Annotated in this window: 16 protein-coding genes; 13 read left to right on the top strand and 3 right to left on the bottom strand. The window is 71.9% G+C overall.

What is annotated here, in order from left to right; translation table 11 throughout:
- Positions 1 to 118 precede the first annotated feature (118 nt).
- The 12 genes from K8U61_RS07745 to K8U61_RS07690 all read left to right on the top strand — a co-directional run bounded on the left by K8U61_RS07745 (position 119) and on the right by K8U61_RS07690 (position 15,598).
- Positions 119 to 3,040 carry a S8 family serine peptidase gene (locus K8U61_RS07745; RefSeq protein WP_224122625.1) on the top strand — a complete coding sequence of 974 codons (2,922 nt, stop codon included), beginning with the start codon at positions 119 to 121 and terminating at the stop codon, positions 3,038 to 3,040.
- Between the two features lie 163 nt (positions 3,041 to 3,203).
- Complete coding sequence (locus K8U61_RS07740; RefSeq protein WP_224122423.1) at positions 3,204 to 3,812, top strand: TetR/AcrR family transcriptional regulator; 609 nt, start codon at positions 3,204 to 3,206, stop codon at positions 3,810 to 3,812.
- Complete coding sequence (locus K8U61_RS07735; protein WP_224122422.1) at positions 3,809 to 4,606, top strand: TIGR03084 family metal-binding protein; 798 nt, start codon at positions 3,809 to 3,811, stop codon at positions 4,604 to 4,606. The genes K8U61_RS07740 and K8U61_RS07735 overlap by 4 nt, the downstream gene beginning before the upstream one ends.
- Positions 4,603 to 6,294: an acyclic terpene utilization AtuA family protein gene (locus K8U61_RS07730; RefSeq protein WP_224122421.1), complete on the top strand. Its 1,692-nt coding sequence runs from the start codon at positions 4,603 to 4,605 to the stop codon at positions 6,292 to 6,294. Before K8U61_RS07735 ends, K8U61_RS07730 begins: the two co-directional genes overlap by 4 nt.
- Positions 6,294 to 7,415, top strand: coding sequence for an acyl-CoA dehydrogenase family protein (locus tag K8U61_RS07725; RefSeq protein WP_224122420.1), 1,122 nt, complete (start codon positions 6,294 to 6,296; stop codon positions 7,413 to 7,415). Before K8U61_RS07730 ends, K8U61_RS07725 begins: the two co-directional genes overlap by 1 nt.
- A 10-nt stretch (positions 7,416 to 7,425) precedes the next feature.
- Entirely contained in the window at positions 7,426 to 7,881 is a 456-nt protein-coding gene (locus K8U61_RS07720) for an SRPBCC family protein (RefSeq protein WP_224122419.1), read from the top strand.
- A 13-nt stretch (positions 7,882 to 7,894) separates the two neighbouring features.
- Positions 7,895 to 9,445: an acyl-CoA carboxylase subunit beta gene (locus K8U61_RS07715; protein WP_263426870.1), complete on the top strand. Its 1,551-nt coding sequence runs from the start codon at positions 7,895 to 7,897 to the stop codon at positions 9,443 to 9,445.
- The gene (locus K8U61_RS07710) at positions 9,442 to 11,310 is read left to right on the top strand and encodes an ATP-binding protein (protein ID WP_224122417.1); all 1,869 of its coding nucleotides are present in this window, start codon (positions 9,442 to 9,444) and stop codon (positions 11,308 to 11,310) included. The genes K8U61_RS07715 and K8U61_RS07710 overlap by 4 nt, the downstream gene beginning before the upstream one ends.
- Complete coding sequence (locus K8U61_RS07705; protein WP_224122416.1) at positions 11,307 to 12,467, top strand: acyl-CoA dehydrogenase family protein; 1,161 nt, start codon at positions 11,307 to 11,309, stop codon at positions 12,465 to 12,467. The genes K8U61_RS07710 and K8U61_RS07705 overlap by 4 nt, the downstream gene beginning before the upstream one ends.
- Before the next feature lie 74 nt (positions 12,468 to 12,541).
- Positions 12,542 to 13,768, top strand: coding sequence for a DNA polymerase IV (gene dinB / locus K8U61_RS07700; protein WP_224122415.1), 1,227 nt, complete (start codon positions 12,542 to 12,544; stop codon positions 13,766 to 13,768).
- Between the two features lie 4 nt (positions 13,769 to 13,772).
- Positions 13,773 to 14,552, top strand: coding sequence for a carboxymuconolactone decarboxylase family protein (locus K8U61_RS07695; RefSeq protein ID WP_224122414.1), 780 nt, complete (start codon positions 13,773 to 13,775; stop codon positions 14,550 to 14,552).
- A 20-nt stretch (positions 14,553 to 14,572) separates the two neighbouring features.
- Positions 14,573 to 15,598 carry a YihY/virulence factor BrkB family protein gene (locus K8U61_RS07690; RefSeq protein ID WP_224122413.1) on the top strand — a complete coding sequence of 342 codons (1,026 nt, stop codon included), beginning with the start codon at positions 14,573 to 14,575 and terminating at the stop codon, positions 15,596 to 15,598.
- Here K8U61_RS07690 and K8U61_RS07685 read toward each other — a convergent pair.
- Both K8U61_RS07685 and K8U61_RS07680 read right to left on the bottom strand, forming a co-directional pair.
- Entirely contained in the window at positions 15,586 to 17,049 is a 1,464-nt protein-coding gene (locus K8U61_RS07685; RefSeq protein ID WP_224122412.1) for a glycosyltransferase family 39 protein, read from the bottom strand. The genes K8U61_RS07690 and K8U61_RS07685 overlap by 13 nt on opposite strands.
- Positions 17,050 to 17,065: 16 nt before the next feature.
- Positions 17,066 to 17,851 carry a tyrosine-protein phosphatase gene (locus tag K8U61_RS07680; RefSeq protein WP_224122411.1) on the bottom strand — a complete coding sequence of 262 codons (786 nt, stop codon included), beginning with the start codon at positions 17,849 to 17,851 and terminating at the stop codon, positions 17,066 to 17,068.
- 186 nt (positions 17,852 to 18,037) lie between these two features.
- On the opposite strand from K8U61_RS07680, the gene K8U61_RS07675 reads away from it, so the two are divergent.
- On the top strand, positions 18,038 to 18,682 hold the full coding sequence (locus K8U61_RS07675; protein WP_224122410.1) for a hypothetical protein: 645 nt from the start codon (positions 18,038 to 18,040) through the stop codon (positions 18,680 to 18,682).
- A 10-nt stretch (positions 18,683 to 18,692) separates the two neighbouring features.
- Here the strand turns inward: K8U61_RS07675 and K8U61_RS07670 are convergent, their stop codons facing one another.
- Positions 18,693 to 19,259, bottom strand: a complete 567-nt coding sequence (locus K8U61_RS07670) for a protein-L-isoaspartate O-methyltransferase family protein (protein WP_224122409.1) — start codon at positions 19,257 to 19,259, stop codon at positions 18,693 to 18,695.
- Between the last annotated feature and the right edge of the window lie 10 nt (positions 19,260 to 19,269).

Genomic DNA, 19,269 nt, shown 5'->3' with positions numbered 1-19,269 from the left:
GGGGAGGGCGCGATCCTCTCGGCAACTCTCGTGGACGGAGCCCTAGGTGCCAGTTCGAATCCCGAGGCCGGTCCGGCATGCCGCCGGCCTCTTCGCGGCCGGTGCGGTCGTGACCAGCATGCTCGTCGCCGCCTCGCCGGCGACGGCCGCCTCCACCGCCCCTGCGGTGAAGGCCCCGCTCAGCCAGCTCACCGCTGGCCGCTACATCGTCACGCTCAAGGCCCCAGCGGCCTCGGGCTACAAGGGCGCCAACCCGAAGTACGCCGCGACGTACTCGCGGACCGGAAGCTTCAACTCCCGGTCCGCAGCGGTCGCCGCCTACTCCAGCCACCTCCGTGACACGCAGACGAAGGTCGCGAAGTCAGTCGGCGCCACCGCCGCGGGTCACCTCACGATGGCCACGAACGGCTTCGTCGCCGACCTGAGCGCCAAGCAGGCCCAGTCGCTGGCGACCGACAGCCGGGTGCTGCTGGTGGACCGGTCCGAGAGCCTCCACGTGACGTCGACCAACACAGCCGACTTCCTCGGCATGAACGGCAAGAAGGGCGCCTGGGCCAAGCACGGCGGCCAGAAGAACGCCGGCGCCGGCATCGTCATCGGCGACCTGGACACCGGCATCTGGCCCGAGTCCAAGTCGTTCAAGGGCGCGAAGCTGACGACCAAGCCGCAGACCGCGTGGGACATCTCTCAGACCGGCACCGCCACCACGATGGAGAAGGCGGACGGCACCTACTTCCACGGCGAGTGCGAGGCCGGTGACGGCTGGGCCGCCACCGACTGCACCACCAAGATCATCAGCGCCCGCTACTACGGCGACGGCTTCACCGCGACGGTCCCGCCGTCGGAGTGGTCGCCCTACGAGCAGGACTCCGCGCGCGACGGCGGCGGCCACGGCTCGCACACCGCCAGCACCGCGGCCGGCGAGCAGGTCGACAACGTCACCGTCGAGGGCCGCAAGTTCGGCACCGTCGTCGGCATGGCGCCGGCCGCCAAGCTCGCCGTCTACAAGGTCTGCTGGGAGGCCGCCGACCCCGACAAGAGCTCGTGCACGACGCCCGACATCGTCCAGGCGATCGACCAGGCCGTCGCCGACGGCGTCGACGTGATCAACTACTCGATCGGCGGCTCGGCGAGCGCCGACCTCGACTCCATCCAGGCTGCGTTCGAGGGGGCCGCCGAGGCGGGCGTCTTCATCTCGGCCTCGGCCGGCAACAGCGGTCCGTCCGCGTCGACGCTCGACAACGCGACCCCGTGGATCACCACCGTCGCCGCCAGCACCTACGTCAACTTCGAGAACACGCTGGTGCTCGGCAACGGCAAGAAGATCGTCGGCGCCTCGATCAGCGACAAGACCCTCACCGACAAGCCGCTCGTCGCCTCGACCGACGTGATGGCCGAGGGTGCGGACGAGGACGACGCCAAGCTCTGCGGCCCCGACACCCTCGGGGACGCCTCCGGCGACATCGTGGTCTGTGCGCGTGGCGTCTACGACCGGGTCGCCAAGAGCGCCGAGGTCAAGCGTGCCGGCGGCATCGGCATGGTGCTGATCAACCCGTCGGAGAACAGCCTCGACGCCGACTTCCACTCGGTGCCGACGATCCACATCTCCGACACCGACGGCCCGAAGGTCTACAACTACCTGGCCTCGGCCGGCAACAAGGCCACGGCGTCGTTCAAGCTCGGCAACGTCACCGGCACGAAGACCCCGCTGCCGCAGGTCGCGGGCTTCTCCTCGCGCGGCCCGACGCCGCTCGCCGGTGGTGACCTGCTCAAGCCGGACATCTCGGCGCCGGGCGTGAGCGTCCTCGCCGCGGTCGCGCCGCCGTCCAACTCGGGCCGCAAGTACGACCTCTACTCCGGCACGTCGATGGCGGCTCCGCACATCACCGGTCTGGCCGCCTTCATCCAGAGCAAGCACCCGATGTGGACGCCGGCGGAGATCAAGTCGGCGCTGATGACCACGGCCACGCCCACCAAGACCGCCGCGGGCAAGGCGTCGACCGACGCGCTCGCGCAGGGGTCGGGCGAGGTCAGCCCCAAGAAGATGTTCGACCCGGGGCTGTTCGTTACCTCCGGCGCGACGCAGTGGCAGGGCTTCATCCAGAGCCTGGGCTACGACATCGGTGTCGACCCGGTCGACGCCAAGCAGGTCAACGTCCCGTCGATGGCCGACGGCTCGGTGACCGGCGAGACGTCCTTCACCCGCACCTTCCGGGCGTCCCGTGCGGGCACCTGGACGATCAAGGGCGGGGTCCCGGGCTTCACGATGCACACCAGCGTGAAGAAGATCGTGTCCAAGCGGGTCAACGACCTGCAGGAGGTCACCTTCACCTTCACCCGGGACGACGCCGCGCTGGGCGACTACTCCCAGGGCGCGGTCACGCTGTCCGGCCCGACCTCGGTCCGGATCCCGGTGGCCCTGCGGCCGCTGAGCGTGGACGCTCCGGGCACGGTCTCCGGCACCGGCACCTCCGGCTCGGAGGACGTGGCGATCACGGCCGGCTTCACGGGCAACCTGGACATCGGGACCCACGGGATGGCCGAGTCCGACACGAAGTCGGACTCGGTCGCGGCGGGTGACTACAACATGGAGTGCGTGACAGTCGCCGCCGACAGCTCGCTCGCGAGGTTCGAGGTCGACGCGGTGGACGCCGACGCCGACATCGACATGTACGTCTACGCCAGCGACTCCTGCGACCAGGCCGACATCACGGCCGAGGTGGGCTCGTCGGCGACCGCCTCGGGCGACGAGGCGGTGACGCTCCAGGATCCTGACCCGGGTACCTACCTGGTCGAGATCGACGGCTACGCGCCGGGGGCCTCCGGGTCGCCGATCCCGTACGACTTCGACTTCTGGGACATCGACCCGACGACCACCGCGGGCGACCTCACGGTCACCCCGAACCCGGTCCCGGTCACCCAGAACGAGGAGACGTCGGTGACGGTGTCGTGGTCCGGCCTGGATGCCGACAGCCACTACCTCGGCTTCCTGTCCTACCCGGAGACCGACGCCATCACGCTGGTCGACGTCACGTCGTAGCCAGCAGCACGAAGCAGCACCCAGCAGCACCGGTACGGCGCCCGGGACCCACGTGGTCCCGGGCGCCGTCCCATGTCCGCTGCTGTCCGGTCGTGTCCGCAGGCCCCCGTACAAGAAAAAGTCAGGCTTGACTGTTTGTTGGTGACCGACCATGCTGACGGGCATGGCCAGCTCTCCCGCGTCCGCCCGCGTGCCGCAGGAGGAGCGGACCCGGGCGATGCGGGCCCGGCTGCTCGAGGCGACCGTCGACTGCCTGGTCGAGCGCGGCTTCGCCGGGACCTCGACCACCCTGGTCTCCGAGCGGGCCGGCGTCAGCCGGGGTGCCCAGCTCCACCACTTCCCGACCAAGAACGCCCTCGTCGTCGCCGCGGTCGAGCACCTGACCGAGAAGCGGGGCGCCGAGCTCGCCGAGGCCGCCGCCACGCTGCCGATCGGTCCGAGCCACACCCGCGCGGTGCTGCAGGTGCTCGGCGACCACTTCGCCAGTCCGGTCTTCGCGGCCGCGCTCGAGCTCTGGAACGCCGCCCGCACCGACCCCGCCCTGCTCGCGGCCGTCGCTCCCCTGGAGCAGCGGGTCGGCCGCGAGACCCACCGGCTGACCGTCGAGCTGCTCGGCATCGACGAGTCGGTGCCCGGCAACCGCGAGCTCGTCCAGGCCACGCTCGACCTGGTGCGCGGTCTCGGCCTGGCCAACACGATCGGCAACGACGCCCGCCGCCGCGGGCGGATCCTCGACCGCTGGGCCGAGGTGCTGGAGAGGGAGATCCCATGAGCCTGCTCGACGACCTGCTGGCCGACCTGAAGGTCGAGGGCGACCGGCTCTGGACCGCCGTCGCCGGCCTGGACGAGGGTGGCTGGCAGACCGCCACCCCCGCCGACGGGTGGACCGTCGCGACCCAGGTCGCGCACCTGGCCTGGACCGACGAGATGGCGGTGCTCGCCGCCGGGGCGCGGACGCCCGAGGGCAAGGAGGCCTGGGACGCCGTCGTCCTCGAGGCGCTCCAGGACCCCGACGGGTACGTCGACGCGGCGGCCCTGGAGGTAGCCCGGCTCGCCCCGGAAGCGCTGCTCGCCCGGTGGGGTGCCGCCCGCGAGGGGCTCGGCCGCGCCCTGCGCGACTACCCGTCCGGCGAGCGGATGCCGTGGTTCGGCCCGCCGATGTCGCCGGCGTCGATGGCCACCGCGCGCTTCATGGAGACGTGGGCCCACGCGCTCGACGTCTACGAGGCACTCGGGATCGACCCGGAGCAGAGCGACCGGGTGCGCCACGTGGCGCACCTCGGCGTCCGCACCCGCGACTTCGCGTTCTCCGTGCACGAGCTCGCGCCGCCGGCCGAGGAGTTCCGCGTCGACCTCGTGTCGCCCTCGGAGGAGCAGTGGTCATGGGGTCCGGAGGGCGCCGCGCAGACGGTGACCGGCTCGGCGTGGGACTTCGCCCTGCTCGTCACCCAGCGGGTCCATCGCGACGACACCGACCTGGTCGCGAGCGGCACCGACGCCGAGCAGTGGCTGCGGATCGCGCAGGCCTTCGCCGGCCCTTCGGGTGAGGGGCGGGCCAAGGCGTGAGGATCGGCAACTGCTCCGGCTTCTACGGCGACCGGCTCTCCGCGATGCGCGAGATGCTCGAGGGCGGCGAGCTGGACTACCTCACGGGCGACTACCTCGCCGAGCTGACCATGCTCATCCTCGGCAAGGACACCATGAAGGACCCGTCCCTCGGCTACGCGAAGACCTTCGTGCGCCAGGTCGAGGACTGCCTCGGCCTCGCCCTCGAGCAGGGCGTGCGGATCGTCAGCAACGCCGGCGGCCTCAACCCCGCCGGCCTCGCCGACAAGCTGCGCGAGGTGGCGCAGGGGCTCGGGCTCGACCCCGCCATCGCCCACGTCGAGGGCGACGACGTACGTGCGTTGAGCTTCGAGGGTGCACTCACCGCCAACGCCTACCTGGGCGGCTTCGGCATCGCCGCCGCGCTGCGCGAGGGCGCCGACATCGTCGTCACCGGCCGGGTCACCGACGCCTCGCTCGTGGTCGGACCCGCGATCGCGCACCACGGCTGGACGCCGACGTCGTACGACGAGCTGGCCGGCGCCGTCGTCGCCGGGCACGTGCTCGAGTGCGGCTGCCAGGCGACCGGCGGCAACTTCTCCGGCTTCACGACGCTGCCCCACGACGGCAGCCCCCTGGGCTTCCCGCTCGCCGAGATCGCGGCCGACGGCAGCAGCGTCATCACCAAGCACGCGGGCACCGGCGGCGCGGTCACGGTCGACACCGTGACCGCCCAGCTGATGTACGAGATCCAGTCCACGCGCTACCTCAACCCCGACGTCACGACGCTGCTCGACACCATCGAGCTCGCCGAGGTCGGGCACGACCGGGTGTCGGTCGCGGGCGTGCGCGGCGAGGCGCCGCCCGAGCGGCTCAAGGTCTGCGTCAACGAGCTCGGCGGCTTCCGCAACACCGTCGAGCTGGTGCTCACCGGCCTCGACATCGACGCCAAGGCCGACTGGGTCCGCGAGCAGCTGACCCCGTCCCTGACCGCCAGCGAGGTGAGCTGGACCCGCACCGCGCTGCCGCCCGCCGACGCCGACACCGAGGAGGGCGCGTCCGCCCTGCTGCGCTGCACCGTCAAGGACCCGAAGCCCGACCCGGTCGGCCGCGGCTTCACCGCCGCCGCGGTCGAGCTCGCGCTCGCGTCCTACCCCGGCTTCACGATGACCGCGCCGCCGGCCGCGCCCGCGCCGTACGGCGTCTATCGCGCGGAGTACGTCGAGCGCTCGGCCGTCACCCACACCGTCGTGCACGCGGACGGCCGTCGCGAGGTCGTCGCCGACCCGACCGACTTCTCCGACCCCGAGCACACCGACAGCCTGCGACCCTCGCCCTACCCCGCCCCGCCGGACACCCTCACTCGCCGCGCGCCGCTCGGCTCGTTCGTGCACGCGCGGTCGGGCGACAAGGGCGGCGACGCCAACCTGGGGCTGTGGGTGGTCCACGACGGCTCGGGCAAGTACGCCGCACGGGTCACCTGGCTGACCAAGCTGATCACCCCGCGCAAGATCCGCGAGCTCGTCCCTGAGGCCGCCGAGCTCGAGGTCGAGGTGCACGTGCTCCCCAACCTCGGCGGCATCAACGTGCTGATCCGCGGGCTGCTCGGCGACGGCGTCGCCGCGTCGACCCGCTTCGACCCGCAGGCCAAGGGCCTCGGCGAGTGGGTCCGCTCGCGGATCGTCCACGTCCAGGAGGGGCTGCTCTGATGTCGGAGCTCCACGAGCTCGGCGCCGAGTTCACCCGCCGCGAGGTGACGCCCCACCTCCAGGAGTGGGAGGACGCCGGCGAGATCCCGCGGTCGCTCCACCTCGCCGCCGCGAAGCAGGGCCTGCTGGGGATCTCCTTCCCCGAGGAGGTCGGCGGGCAGGGCGGCGACGTGCTCGACACGGTGGACCTGCAGGAGGGGATGTTCGCCGAGGGCGCCTCGTCCGGTCTGATGGCGGCGCTCTTCACCGGCGGGATCGCGCTCCCGCACATCGCTGCGTCGGGCAACGCCGACCTGGTCGACCGCTTCGTCCGGCCGACGCTGGCCGGCGAGATGATCGGCGCGCTCGGCATCACCGAGCCCGGCGGCGGCTCCGATGTCGGAGCGGTCCGTACGACGGCGGTCCGCGACGGCGACCACTTCGTCGTCAACGGCGCCAAGACCTTCATCACGAGCGGGGTGCGCGCCGACTTCGTGACCACCGCGGTCCGCACCGGCGGCCCCGGCGCCGGCGGCGTCAGCCTGCTCGTGATCGAGAAGGGGACTCCCGGCTTCACCGTCGACCGGGCCCTGTCGAAGATGGGCTGGCACTGCTCCGACACCGCCGAGCTGTCGTTCGTCGACGTCCGGGTCCCGGTGGCCAACCTCGTCGGCGAGGAGCACAGCGGCTTCGCGCAGATCGCCCAGCAGTTCGTGGTCGAGCGGCTCGCGCTCGCCGTCCACGCCTACGGCATCGCCGGCCGGTCGCTCGAGCTGACGGCGGCCTACTGCCGCGACCGCGACACCTTCGGCAAGCCGCTGGTCAGCCGGCAGGTGGTCCGGCACAAGCTCGTCGAGATGCGAAGACAGGTCGAGGTCGCGCGCACCTACACGCGCGAGGTCGCGCGCCGGCACGCGGCCGGAGAGTTCGTGGTCGCCGAGGCCTGCCTCGCCAAGCAGACCGCGGTCGACTGCGCGACGTACGTCTGTGACCAGGCCGTCCAGCTGCACGGCGGGACGGGATACATGCACGGGACCGAGGTGGAGCGGCACTACCGCGACGCCCGGATCCTGCCGATCGGAGGAGGGGCCAGCGAAGTGCTGACCGATCTAGCCGCCAAGCTGCTGGGCTACGCGTCATGAGGGGGCACTCGTGAAGGGCGAGGTGACGCTCCGGATGGACGCCGCGCCGGAGCAGGTGTGGGACCTCGTCAGCGACGTGACCCGCATCGGTGAGTTCTCGCCGGAGACCTTCGAGGCGAAGTGGACACGCGGCTCGACCGGGCCGGTGAAGGGCGCGCAGTTCAAGGGACACGTCAAGCGCAACGGCGTCGGCCCGACGTACTGGACGCTCTGCACGGTGACCGCCTGCGAGCCCGGCCGGGTCTTCGAGTTCTGCGTCGGCGCCGACAACATCACCGTCAACAACTGGGGCTACCGCATCGAGCCGGACGGCGACGGCTCGCTGGTCACGGAGTACTTCCGGCTCGAGCCCCGGCTCTACCTGCGCCTCTACTGGCTGCTGCTCGGCGCGCTGCGCGGCCGCACCAACGAGCGCGGCATGCGCACCACCCTCGAGCGGATGAAGGAGGTCGTCGAGCGTGGCTGACCACCGCACGGCCATGCTCGAGAAGCTCGCCGACCTCGACGCCGAGCACGCCAAGGCCGTCGCCGGCGGCGGGGAGAAGTACGCCGGACGCCACCACGCGCGCGGCAAGCTGCTGCCCCGCGAGCGGATCGAGCTGCTCGTCGACGAGGGCTCCGCCTTCCTCGAGCTCTCCCCGCTGGCGGGCTGGGGCTCGGACTTCACCGTCGGTGCCTCGGTCGTCACGGGCATCGGCGTCGTCGAGGGCGTGGAGTGCCTGATCACCGCCAACGACCCGACGGTCAAGGGCGGCGCCTCCAACCCGTGGACGGTGAGGAAGATCTTCCGGGCCGCGCAGATCGCCGAGGAGAACGGCCTCCCGACGATCTCGCTGGTCGAGTCCGGCGGTGCTGACCTGCCGACCCAGAAGGAGATCTTCATCCCGGGCGGCAAGCTCTTCCGCGACCTCACCCGCGCCTCGGCGCGCAAGGAGCCGACGATCGCGCTGGTCTTCGGCAACTCCACGGCCGGCGGCGCCTACGTGCCCGGCATGTCCGACTACACGGTGATGGTCAAGGAGCAGGCGAAGGTCTTCCTCGGCGGCCCGCCGCTGGTGAAGATGGCGACCGGCGAGGAGTCCGACGACGAGTCGCTCGGCGGCGCCGAGATGCACGCCCGGACCTCGGGCCTCGCGGACTACCTGGCCGAGGACGAGCTCGACGCGATCCGGATCGGGCGCCGCATCGTGGCCCGGCTCAACTGGCAGAAGGCCACGGCCGCGCCGTCGGCGTACGCGGAGCCGGACGAGGACCCCGACAGTCTGCTCGACCTGATCCCGGCCGACCTCAAGGAGCCCTTCGATCCGCGCGAGGTGATCCGCCGGCTGTGCGACGGGGTCTCCCCGACGAACGGCGCCGTCTTCGACGAGTTCAAGCCGCTCTACGGCACCTCGCTGGTCACGGGATGGGCGAAGCTGCACGGTCGCCCGATCGGCATCCTCGCCAACGCCCAGGGCGTGCTCTTCTCCGAGGAGGCGCAGAAGGCGACGCAGTTCGTGCAGCTCGCCAACCAGACCGACACGCCCCTGCTCTTCCTGCACAACACCACCGGCTACATGGTCGGCAAGGAGTACGAGCAGGGCGGGATCATCAAGCACGGCGCGATGATGATCAACGCGATCAGCAACTCCACCGTGCCGCACCTGACGGTGATCATGGGCGCGTCGTACGGCGCCGGCAACTACGGCATGAACGGCCGCGCCTACGACCCGCGCTTCCTCTTCACCTGGCCCTCCGCGAAGTCCGCGGTGATGGGCCCGGCGCAGCTCGCCGGCGTGCTCTCGATCGTCGCGCGCGCGGCGGCCGAGGGTCGCGGGCAGGAGTACGACGAGGAGGCCGACGCCGGCATGCGGGCCTTCATCGAGGCCTCCGTCGAGGAGCAGTCGCTGCCGTTCTTCCTCTCCGGGATGCTCTACGACGACGGCGTCATCGACCCGCGCGACACCCGCACGGTGCTGGGCATCTGCCTGTCCGTGATCGAGAACAAGCCCATCGTGGGCACCGACCGATTCGGGGTGTTCCGGCCATGATCAAGCGACTGTTGGTCGCCAACCGGGCCGAGATCGCGAGCCGCGTCTTCCGGACCTGCCACGCGCTCGGCATCGAGACCGTCGCGATCCACTCCGACGCGGACGCCGATCTGCCCTACGTCCGCGAGGCCGACACCGCCGTACGCCTGCCGGGCAACGCGCCGGGCGAGACCTACCTGCGGATCGACCTGGTTCTCGACGCGGCCCGTCGCGCGGGGGCCGACGCGGTCCACCCCGGCTACGGCTTCCTGTCCGAGAACGCCGACTTCGCCCGCGCCGTCGTCGACGCCGGTCTCACCTGGGTCGGGCCGACGCCCGAGTCGATCGAGGCCATGGGCTCGAAGATCCGGGCCAAGGAGATCATGAAGGCCGCCGGCGTACCCGTGCTCGAGGCGCCGGCCGAGCCGACCGAGGCCGACCTGCCGCTGCTCGTGAAGGCATCCGCCGGTGGTGGTGGTCGCGGGATGCGCGTCGTCCGTCGCCTCGAGGACCTGGCCGGCGAGATCGCGAAGGCCGAGGCGGAGGCGCTGTCGGCGTTTGGCGACGGGACCGTCTTCGTCGAGCCGTACGTCGAGCGCGGTCGGCACGTCGAGGTCCAGGTCGTCGGGACGAGCGTGTTCGGCGAGCGGGACTGCTCGATCCAGCGCCGTCACCAGAAGGTCGTCGAGGAGGCGCCGGCGCCGGACCTGCCCGACGAGGTCCGCACCGGGCTGCACGAGGCGGCCCGGAAGGCGGCCGAGGCGGTCGGCTACCGCGGCGCGGGCACCGTGGAGTTCCTCTACGACCCGTCCGCCGAGCGGTTCTTCTTCCTGGAGATGAACACCCGGCTCCAGGTCGAGCACCCGGTCACGGAGCTGGTGCACGACACGGACCTCGTCGAGCTCCAGCTCATCGCGGCCGAGGCCGACGCCTTCGGGGTCCGGGCCGGGGCGCCGCAGGGCCACGCGATCGAGGTGCGGCTGTACGCCGAGGACCCGGCGGCCGACTACCAGCCGCAGAGCGGCACGCTGACCACGTTCGAGATCCCGCTCGAGGACGGGATCCGCGTGGATGCCGGCTTCGAGTCGGGCAGCGAGGTGTCGACCCACTACGACGCCATGCTGGCCAAGGTGATCGCCTACGCGCCGACGCGGCACGCGGCGGCCCGCAAGCTCGCCGGCGTCCTGTCCCGGGCTCGGATCCACGGAGTGGTCACCAACCGCGACCAGCTGGTCGCGATCCTGCGCGACCCGCGATTCATCGCGGGTGACGTGTCGACCGACTTCCTCGAGGGCTTCGAGACAGGGGCCGGCGCGCCTTCCTCGACCACCGGGGCCGCGGTGGCGGCCGCGATCGCGCTGGCCGAGCAGGCCAAGGAGCGTCGTACCGTCCAACGCGGCATCCCGGTCGCGTGGCGCAACGTGGTGTCGCAGCCGCAGCGGACGGTCTTCGAGGAGGCCGAGGTCGAGTGGCTCGGCGCGTACGCCGTGGACGGGCACGAGGTCGTCGCCGCCGGTCCGGCGGAGGTCACGCTGGAGACCGACGGGGTGCGCACGACCTACTCGATCACCGTCAACGGCGCGGATGTGGACGTCGACAGCAGTCGCGGCCACGTGCACCTGACCCGGGTGCCGCGCTTCGTCGACCCGGCCGACCAGGTCGCCAGTGGCAGCCTGCTCGCGCCGATGCCCGGCACGGTCGTGAGCGTGGCCGTCGAGGCGGGCCAGCGGGTCGGGGCCGGGCAGCAGGTGCTGGTGCTCGAGGCGATGAAGATGCAGCACACCGTGAGCGCGCCGTACGCCGGCACGGTCACCGAGATCGACGTGAAGCCCGGCGCGCAGGTCGCCGCCGGGGAGGTCCTAGCAGTGGTGGAGGAGCAGGAGTGAGCACGTTCAGCGAGACCGAGGAGCGCCAGGAGCTGCGCAAGGCCGTGGCCCGGCTGGCCGGCAAGTACGGCCGCGAGTGGTTCACCGAGAAGGCCCGCGCCGGCGAGAAGACCACCGAGCTCTGGCTGGAGATCGGGAAGAACGGCTACCTCGGCATCAACATCCCCGAGGAGTACGGCGGCGGAGGCGGCGGCATCGGCGACATCGCGGCGGTCTGCGAGGAGCTGGCCGCGCAGGGCTGCCCGCTGCTGCTCATGGTCGTCAGCCCGGCCATCTGCGGGACGATCATCACCAAGTACGGCACGCCTGAGCAGAAGCAGCGCTGGCTCCCGGGCATCTGCGACGGCACCGGCACGATGGCCTTCGCGATCACCGAGCCGGACGCCGGCACCAACACCCACAACATCACCACGACCGCCCGGAAGGACGGCGACGAGTGGGTGCTCAACGGCCGCAAGATCTACATCTCCGGCGTCGACGAGGCCGACAACGTGCTTGTCGTGGCGCGGGCCGAGGACAGCAGGACCGGCAAGGTGAAGCCGGTGCTCTTCGTCGTGCCGACCGACTCCGCGGGCTTCGAGTACCAGGCGATCCCGATGGAGATCGTCAGCCCCGAGCTGCAGTTCCAGGTCTTCATCGACGACGTCCGGTTGCCGGCCGACGCGATCGTGGGCGACGAGGACGGCGGCCTCGCACAGCTCTTCTCCGGACTCAACCCCGAGCGGATCATGGCCGCCTCGTTCTCGACCGGCCTGGCCCGCTACGCGCTGGGCAAGGCGACGTCGTACGCCAAGGAGCGCACGGTCTTCCAGGGCGCCATCGGCTCCCACCAGGCGGTCGCGCACCCGCTCGCGCAGGTGCACATCGAGACCGAGATGGCGCGCCTGATGACCCAGAAGGCCGCCGCGCTCTTCGACGCCGGCGACGAGTTCGGCGCGGGCGAGGCCGCCAACATGGCCAAGTACGCCGCCGCCGAGGCCGCCTGCAACGCCGCCGACGCGGCCGTCCAGACCCACGGCGGCAACGGCATCACCCAGGAGTACGGCGTCGCCGGCCTCCTGGTCGCCACCCGCGCCGGCCGGATCGCCCCCGTCAGCCGCGAGATGATCCTCAACTTCGTCGCGATGCACTCGCTGGGGCTGCCGAAGTCCTACTGAGCGGATCGAGAGAGTTTCATCGGCCGGCCGATGAAACTCCCGCGACGCGTCGGGTGCTTGCCATGATCGAACACATGTTCGATCATGGCAAGGTGATCCTGCACGCCGACCTCGACTCGTTCTTCGCCTCGGTCGAGCAGCGCGACGACCCGCGGTTGCGCGGCCGGCCCGTGATCGTCGGCGGCGGGGTGGTCCTGGCCGCCAGCTACGAGGCCAAGGCCTACGGCGTGCGCTCGGCGATGGGCGGGCGGGAGGCGCAGCGGCTCTGCCCCGACGCGCTGGTGGTGCCACCGCGCTTCTCGGCGTACGTCGAGGCGAGCAAGCAGGTCTTCGAGATCTTCGACGACACCACGCCGCTGGTCGAGGGGATCTCCATCGACGAGGCGTTCCTCGACGTCGGCGGGCTGCGCCGCCTCGTCGGTCCGCCCGAGCAGATCGCGACGACGCTGCGCGGCCGGGTGAGGGACGAGGTCGGTCTGCCGATCTCGGTCGGGATCGCTCGCACCAAGTACCTCGCGAAGGTCGCGAGCGCGGTGAGCAAGCCCGACGGCCTGCTCGCGGTCGACCCCGAGGGCGAGGAGACCTTCCTCCACCCGTTGCCGGTCGAGCGGCTGTGGGGCGTCGGGGCGATCACCGCCGCCAAGCTGCACGCCGACGGCATCCGCACCATCGGCGAGCTGGCCGCTCGTGAGGAGGCCGAGCTGCGCACCACGGTCGGCAAGGCCGCCGGGCGGCACCTGTGGGCGCTGGCCAACCTGCTCGACCCGCGCCCGGTCGAGGTCGGCCGACGGCGCCGCTCGATCGGCTCCCAGGCCGCCATCGGCCGGCCGGGGAAGAGGAAGAGCCGGCCGGAGCTGGAGGCACTGCTCGCCGGCCTGGTCGACCGGGTCGCCCGCCGGCTCCGGGCCGGGGAGCGGATCGGCCAGACCTTCACGCTGCGGCTGCGCTTCGACGACTTCGGCCGCGCCACCCGCTCGGCCACCCTCGCCCACTCGAGCGCCGCGACCGCGACCTGGCTGGAGACCGGCCGCCGCCTGCTCGACGTCGCCTGGCCTCTCATCGACGAGCGGGGCTGCACGCTGCTCGGGGTCACCATCTCCGGCCTCGTCGACGGCCGGTCCCAGCAGCTCGAGCTGCCGCTCTTCCCCGACGTCGTCCACGAGTCCGGCCTCGACGCGGCCCTCGACCTCGTCCGTGGCCGGTTCGGCTCCGCGTCGGTGACCCGGGCGGCGCTGGTCGGCCGGCGTACCGGCCTCGAGATGCCGACCCTCCCCGACCCCGGCCCCGTCGCCCTAGTGTGAGCCCGTGTTCCCGCCGATCGAGCGCTACGCCCCGGACGTGGCCGTCGTCATGGCCGCCGTCCTCGAGGCCCGACGCGCGCTGGACCTCGACCTCACCGAGCCGCGGGTGGAGCTCTTCGCCGACCAGTTCGGCGTCGACGTCTCGATCATCGACGACGACCTGCGACGCCGCTTCCTGGAGGCGACCGGGCCGACGGCGTTCGAGGTCGTGCAGGCGATCTACGTCGACGACTACTGGCCGCGGGTCGCCGCCATGTGCATGCAGCTCTTCGGCCCGGTGACCAGCGAGCAGCTGCCCCGGATCGAGCCGGTCGAGCTCTGGCCGCTGCTCGAGGACTTCATGCGCGAGGTGGCCCGGCTCGACACCCTCGACCCGGTCGTCACCGAGCTGGTCCGGCTCCGCGGGGCGCGCCAGCACGACTGCCGGCTGTGCAAGTCCCGCCGCTCGCTCGCCGCGCTCGAGGCGGGCGCCGGCGACGACACGTTCGCCGCCGTCGACCACCACGAGACCAGCGACCTCCCCGAGGCGACGCGCGCGGCGCTCGCGCTGACCGACGCGATGATCTGGTCGCCGTACGCCGTCCCGGAGCAGGTCGCCGACGCCGCGGAGGAGCACCTGACGCCCGAGCAGGTCGTCGAGGTGATCCTCGACGTCACCCGCAACGCCACCAACAAGATCGCGGTCGCCCTGGGCGCCGACGCGGCCGCGGTCACCGACGGGATCGAGCTCTTCACCACCGACGCGGACGGCAACCTGACGGTCGTGGAGCCGCCGGCGGGCTGAGCCCGGATAGGTTGTCGGTCGTGGGAGCGATCGATGCCGTCGACCGGACGCAACGCCGCTTCTCGGTGCTCGGCTACCCGCTCGCGGTGATCTACAAGTACTTCGACGACCAGGGCAACTACCTCGCCGCGATCATCACCTACTACGCGTTCATCGCGATCTTCCCGCTGCTGCTGCTCGGCTCCTCGATCCTCGGCTTCTTCCTCCAGGGCAACCCCGAGCGCGCGCAGGACCTCCTGGACTCCGCGCTCGCGCAGTTCCCGATCATCGGCGACCAGCTCGGCACCCCCGAGGGCCTGACCGGCTCGACCGCCGCGATCGTCGTCGGTGGCCTCGTGGCGCTGTACGGCGCGCTCGGGCTCGGACAGGCACTCCAGAACGCCCTCAACATCGCCTGGTCGGTGCCGCGCAACAGCCGCCCCAACCCGGTGCTGCTCCGGCTCAAGAGCCTCCTCCTCCTGATGACCGCCGGCGTCGCGGTGCTCGTCATCTCGGTGCTCTCGACCCTCGCCGCCAACACCGACGTGCTCGGCGACTCGATCTCCTCCTACCGGTGGCCGATCACGCTGCTGACCGTCGTGGTCAACACCGCCGTCCTCACCCTGCTCTTCCGGGTGGGCGCGGCCCGCAGCCACAACATCTGGCGCGGCTCCGTGCCCGGTGCCGTCACCGCGTCGCTCCTGTGGATCGGGCTGCAGAAGCTCGGCACCGCCTATGTCACCAACGTGCTCACCGAGACCAGCCAGATGAACCAGACCTTCGGCCTGGTCCTCGGCCTCATCGGGCTGATCTGGCTGACCGCCGTCATCGGTGTGCTCGGCATCGAGGTCAACGTCGTGCTCGAGCGACGGCTCTGGCCGCGGGCCCTGCTGACGCCCTTCACCGACCACGTCGAGCTCACCGACGCCGACCGCCGCGCCTACATCGGGTACGCGAGAGCCCAGCGCCACAAGGGCTTTGAGACCGTCGAGGTCACCTTCACCGACACCATGAAGATGCGGATCATCGCCGAGGAGCCGGACGACGACGCAGATCACGCGTCGTAGTGCACCAGGTCCGGCCAGGCCTCGGACCACGAGCCGGCCGGCCCGTCGCAGACCCAGACCCCGGCGCCGACCTCCTCGTTGTCGGCGCCGGCGGAGTTCCGCAGCCGGGCTTCGAGCGTGCAGCCCTCGAAGTCGCCCGCGGGCGAGCCCTGGTAGACGACGACCACCGGGGACGCGGAGTCGGGCGGCGGGCCCCAGGCGCGGTAGCCGTTGTGGCCGCTGTAGACCGGCAGCCCGACGTCGTACCAGGACATCGCGCCCGCCTCGCCGTAGTTGCCGGTGAAGATCACCGCGGTACGGCGGTCCTCGGGGCTCAGCCCGTCGACGACGGCGCGCACCTGGTCGGCGTAGCCCGGCCACCCGATGGTGTCGAGCTGGTCGTCATTGACCTGCTCCCAGGGGGAGCCTGCGAAGGTCCCGGCGGGCAGGACCGGCAGGACGGCGGGGTAGGCGACCGCGGCCGAGGCGACGAGCACGGCCCCGAGCCGAGTCACGCCCCGACGCGAGCGGGAGGCCGCGAGGACCGTGCAGCCGGCGGCGATCAGCGGCGGGACGAGCCCGGCGAGGTAGTAGCCCTTGCCGCCGGTCACCAGGAAGACGGCGAGCACCACCAGGAACGCGATCGCGACCGGTCGGGTGCGGACCCACTCCGGGCGGCGGAGCAGCTGGACGATGCCGAGGATCCAGACGATCCCGATGAGCGGGCTGAACATGATGAACGCCTCGAGCACCATGCTGATCCGGCCGCCCACCCCGCCGTACTCGTCGGCGATGTCGGCGGACAGCGCGAAGACCGGCCAGTCGTGGCGGGCCTGCCAGACCAGGTTGGGCAGCCACATCGCCAGCGCCAGGAGGCCTGCCAGCCAGGGCCACGGCGTGCGCAGCACCGCTCGGGTCTCGCGGACGACCGCGACGCCGACCAGGACGCCGAGGAGGCAGAAGGCAACGGCGTGCTTGTTGTTCAGGCCGACGCCGGCGATCGCGCCGGCGAGCAGCCACAGGCGCGGTCGGTCGTCGACCAGCGACTGGGTGACGACCACGAGCACCGCGGTCCAGGCGAGCAGGTCGAAGGTCGCGGTGGAGAGCAGGTGCCCGAGCCCCGGGACGAGTGCGGAGAAGCCGACGCTGGCGGCGGTGAGCACCTGGCCCGCGCGCTGCGCCCCGAGCAACCGGGCCTGCTGCACCGCCAGCAGCACCACGCCGACCACGGCCAGGATGCTCGCGGCCCGCAGCACCACCAGGTGCGACGGCGCGATCGAGTCGGCGAGCGCGGCGACCAGGGGCGTGACGGCAGGCTGGTCCGGGTAGCCCCAGGCGGGGTGGTGCCCGGCGACCACGAAGTAGAGCTCGTCGCGGTGCGGGCCGTAGCGGGCGGACAGGGCGAGGAGACCCGCGGCGAGCACCGCGCAGACGGCGCCGACCTCGCGCGCGGCGTACGCAGGTCGGGTCACCTGACCAGTGTGGGGCTCAGGCCACGAGTCGGCTGCGAATCGCGCCGAGGACCTCGTCGTCGAGGCCGAGGCCCTCGCGGAGGTAGCCGTCGACCGAGCCGTAGTGCTCGGCGACCTTGTCGTAGGCCGCCTGGAGGTAGGACTCGTCCACGACCATCGTCGGCTCGTAGACCGCCACGGCGTCCGGGCCGAGGTGCTCCTCGATCATCCCGAGGTACTTCGTCCGGGTTGCGGCGGAGACGTCGTTGGTGAGGAGGTAGTCGGCCAGGATCGTCGCGCGGTCGGCGCCGGCGACCTCCAGCAGCAGCGCGGACGCCCAGCCGGTCCGGTCCTTCCCGGCCGTGCAGTGGAAGAGCTGCGGCAGCGGGCCGGTCGCGAGGTCGGTGAGCAGCCGGGCGTAGGACGCGCGGGCCGCGGGCGAGACGACGAAAGCGTCGTACACCTCGCGCATCACCCGCGCCGCCGCCCCGGCGTCGGCGAGGCCCTGCACCATCTCGGTGGGGATGCCGGTGACCTCGACGTGCTGCCAGGTCGCGCCGGGCACCTCGGCGTCGGGGTGCGCGTCGACCTCCATCGAGCTGCGGAGGTCGTGGATGATCGCGACGCCGAGGTCGGCGAGCGCACCGGCGTCCGCTGCGGTCAGCTGGAGCTCGTTGGAGCGGAAGAAGATCCCGCGCCGCATCCGACCGCCGGCCACCGGGTAGCCGGTGCCGGTGCCGGCGACGTCGCGGAAGTTGTCGGCCGAGGCGAGCCGGATCAGCTCCTCGGGCATCGGCCGGGAGGACGGGTGCGTGTCGGTCACCTGCGCAGGATAGGGGTGCGGGGTGACTCGGGGGTGACCAGGACCGGACGCGCATCTGTCTGGACCGGAGCGGATGTTTCGGCCGTGTGTCAGGAACCCGACACACCCACAGCCGCCGGCGCCCTAGCGTCGGCAACCGGTGCCGCTCGGGCTCGCGCTGTCCATCCCCCACCACGAGGAGCCCCTATGCATCGCAAGCTCGTGTCCGTGCTGGCCGCCCTGCTGCTGAGTGCGGCCGGCCTGATCGGCATCACCGTGGCCACCAGCGGCCCGGCCTCGGCCAGCGTCATCCCGGCGAACGGCAGCTACTCCGGCGTCGACCACGGCGGCCGGCTGGTGTCGCTGACCTTCCACGGCAACCAGGTCACCCACCTCATGGTCGGCAGCCAGTCCTTCGGCGGGGCTCACGTCTCGAACGGCATGTGGCACGAGACCTGTCACGGCGGCTGGTGCACCAAGGGCCAGTGGGTCACCGACAAGCACATCCAGGGCTTCTGGCGCCACGGCGGGTCCTCGCACTGGACCGCCTTCTCGGTGAGCACCAGCGTGATCACGCCGTACGTCGGCTCCTACATGGGGCGCGACCACAGCGGGCTCAGCGTCAAGTTCGGCTACGCCCACGGCTCGGTCAACCACGTCCACATCGACCACAACCTGATCGGCAGCGGCCCGGTGAGCGGCAACGCGTTCCACGTGTGCACCCACACCGTCTGCTTCCGCGGCCACTGGCAGTCCGACTACACGGTCAGCGGCACGTGGCGGTACGTGAACGAGTCGCACTGGCGAGCGTTCGAGGCGCAGGCCTACGCGACCAGCAGCCGGGCGCTCTGAGCCGACCGGCTCACCGCAACGGCACGAACCGGTAGCGCCCGTGCGTCGTGACCCGCGGCGCACCGGCGGTCGGCTCGACCAGCAGCATCTCGCCCCGGACGGGGATCACCATCCTCCCGTCCGGGGCGAGCTGCGTGACGAGGTCGCCGGGCAGCTCGCCCGCCTCCGCGGACACCAGCACCCGGTCGTACGGCGCGCCCGCGGGGTCGCCGAGCCGGTCCGGGTCGGCCGGGTCGATCCGCGCCCACGGCCAGGATCCGCGCGCGAGGTTCTCGCGGCCGAAGGCGACCAGCTCCGGCACCCGCTCGAGCCCGAGCACGGTGCCGTCCGGCCCGACCAGCGCCGCGAGCAGCGCGGTCGTCCACCCCGACCCGGAGCCGACGTCGAGCACCCGCTGCCCGGCCCGCACGTCCAGCAGCCGCAGCATCGCCTCGACCGTGCGCGGCTGGGAGCTGGTCTGCTCGTGGCCGATCGGGATCGGGCCGTCGTACGCCGCGCGGTGCCGCTCGCCCGCGGGCAGGAACCACACGCGCGGGGCGGCCCGGAACGCGTCCGCCACCCGGTCGGGGTCGGCCATCTCCCGAGTG

Source organism: Nocardioides mangrovi, assembly GCF_020073815.1.
In the GTDB taxonomy this organism is placed as follows: Bacteria; Actinomycetota; Actinomycetes; order Propionibacteriales; family Nocardioidaceae; genus Nocardioides; species Nocardioides mangrovi.
Note: the sequence above shows the minus strand (reverse complement) of the source record. Positions and strands in the feature narration are given on the sequence as shown.